At 67.1% G+C, this 2,719-nt stretch carries 2 protein-coding genes; both read left to right on the plus strand.

All coding sequences use genetic code 11. The features are described 5' to 3' along the window. Nucleotides 1–1,482 (plus strand): alpha-1,4-glucan--maltose-1-phosphate maltosyltransferase (locus tag ACWD11_RS35035; protein WP_451287944.1); only part of this gene is annotated, 1,482 nt, incomplete at its 5' end. Next, nucleotides 1,479–2,719: maltose alpha-D-glucosyltransferase (gene treS, locus ACWD11_RS35040; RefSeq protein WP_451287946.1), on the plus strand; the 1,241-nt coding region annotated here is incomplete at its 3' end. The genes ACWD11_RS35035 and treS, both read left to right, overlap by 4 nt.

Below are 2,719 nucleotides of genomic sequence, written 5' to 3' on the forward strand. Positions count from 1 at the left end.
CCCGAGGTGGATGCGGTGCTGTCGCGGTATCCGCTGCGGGAGTTGGTGACCGCGTCGGATCCGCTGCCGCTGCTGGTGGAGCGGGAGCGGGCCCTGTACGGGTCGTGGTACGAGTTCTTCCCCCGCTCCGAGGGCACCGAGCAGGTGCCGCACGGCACGTTCCGGACCGCGGCCAGGCGGCTTGCGGCGATCGCCCAGATGGGCTTCGACGTCGTGTACCTGCCGCCGGTCCACCCGATCGGCACGACCTTCCGCAAGGGCCGCAACAACACCCTCGACCCCACCCCCGAGGATGTCGGGGTGCCGTGGGCGATCGGCTCCCCCGAGGGCGGCCACGACGCCGTCCACCCCGCGCTGGGCACCCTGGAGGACTTCACCTGGTTCGTTCAGCAGGCCCGCGCGCAGGGGCTGGAGGTGGCGCTGGACTTCGCGCTGCAGTGCTCGCCGGACCATCCGTGGGTGCACAAGCATCCGGAGTGGTTCCACCACCGTCCCGACGGCACCATCGCCTACGCGGAGAACCCGCCGAAGAAGTACCAGGACATCTACCCCCTGGCCTTCGACGCGGACCTGGACGGGCTGGTCGCCGAGACGCTGCGGGTGCTGCGGCACTGGATGGCCTGCGGGGTGCGGATCTTCAGGGTGGACAACCCGCACACCAAGCCGGTGCTGTTCTGGGAGCGGGTGATCGCGGAGATCAACCGCACCGACCCGGACGTGATCTTCCTGGCCGAGGCGTTCACCCGGCCGGCGATGATGCACACCCTCGCCCAGATCGGCTTCCAGCAGTCGTACACGTACTTCACCTGGCGCAACACCAAGCAGGAGCTGACGGAGTACCTCACCGAACTGTCCGGCGAGGCGGCTTCCTACATGCGGCCGAACTTCTTCGCCAACACCCCTGACATCCTGCACGCCTTCCTCCAGCACGGCGGCCGGCCCGCCTTCGAACTGCGCGCGGTCCTCGCCGCCACCCTCTCGCCGACCTGGGGCATCTACAGCGGCTACGAACTGTGCGAGAACACCCCGCTGCGCGAGGGCAGCGAGGAGTACCTGGACTCGGAGAAGTACCAGTTGCGGCCGCGTGACTGGGACACCGCGGACACCATCGCTCCCCTCATCACCCGGCTCAACACCGTCCGACGCGCGAGTCCCGCTCTACGGCAGCTGCGTAACCTGCACTTCCACCACGCCGACCAGGATCAGGTGATCGTCTACTCGAAGCGGTCGGGGTCGAACACGGTTCTGGTGGTCGTCAACCTCGACCCCCACCACACCCAGGAGGCCACGGTCTCGTTGGACATGCCGCAACTCGGCCTGGACTGGCACGAGTCGGTTCCGGTGCGCGACGAGCTCACCGGCGAGACCTATCACTGGGGCAGGACGAATTACGTGCGTCTCGAACCGGGCACTCGTCCCGCGCACCTCCTCACCGTCCTGCGACCGTCCACCCCGCAGATCGGAGGGTCACCCACCACATGATCGTCAACGAGCCCGTCCATGACACGTTCGAGGACACCCCGGCCAAGGACCGGCATCCCGACTGGTTCAAGAGCGCCGTCTTCTACGAGGTGCTGGTCCGTTCCTTCCAGGACAGCAACGGCGACGGTGTCGGCGACCTCAAGGGCCTGACCGCCAAGCTGGACTATCTCCAGTGGCTCGGCGTGGACTGCCTGTGGCTGCCCCCGTTCTTCAAGTCGCCGCTCAGGGACGGCGGTTACGACGTCTCCGACTACACCGCGGTGCTGCCGGAGTTCGGTGACCTCGCCGACTTCGTGGAGTTCGTCGACTCCGCTCACCAGCGCGGCATGCGGGTCGTCATCGACTTCGTCATGAACCACACCAGTGACCAGCACCCGTGGTTCCAGGAGTCCAGGAAGGACCCCGACGGCCCCTACGGCGACTACTACATGTGGGCCGACGACGACAAGCAGTACCCCGACGCGCGGATCATCTTCGTCGACACCGAGGCCTCCAACTGGACCTTCGACCCGGTCCGCAAGCAGTACTTCTTCCACCGGTTCTTCTCCCACCAGCCGGACCTCAACTACGAGAACCCGGCCGTGCAGGAGGAGATCATCTCCGCGCTGCGCTTCTGGCTCGACCTCGGCATCGACGGCTTCCGGCTCGACGCGGTGCCGTATCTGTACGCCGAGGAAGGAACCAACTGCGAAAACCTTCCGGCGACCCATGAGTTCCTCAAGCGGGTCCGCAAGGAGATCGACGCCCACTACCCGGACACGGTGCTGCTGGCGGAGGCCAACCAGTGGCCGGAGGACGTCGTCGACTACTTCGGCGACTACCGCAGCGGCGGCGACGAATGCCACATGGCCTTCCACTTCCCGGTCATGCCCCGCATCTTCATGGCCGTGCGCCGGGAGTCGCGCTACCCCGTCTCCGAGATCCTCGCCAAGACCCCGGCCATCCCCTCCGGCTGCCAGTGGGGCATCTTCCTGCGCAACCACGACGAGCTGACCCTGGAGATGGTCACCGACGAGGAACGCGACTACATGTGGGCCGAGTACGCCAAGGACCCCCGCATGCGCGCCAACATCGGCATCCGCCGCCGGCTCGCGCCCCTGCTGGACAACGACCGCAACCAGATCGAGCTGTTCACCGCCCTGCTGCTGTCGCTGCCCGGCTCGCCGATCCTCTACTACGGCGACGAGATCGGCATGGGCGACAACATCTGGCTCGGCGACCGCGACGCCGTCCGCAC

This window comes from Streptomyces sp. NPDC002776 (assembly GCF_053592195.1).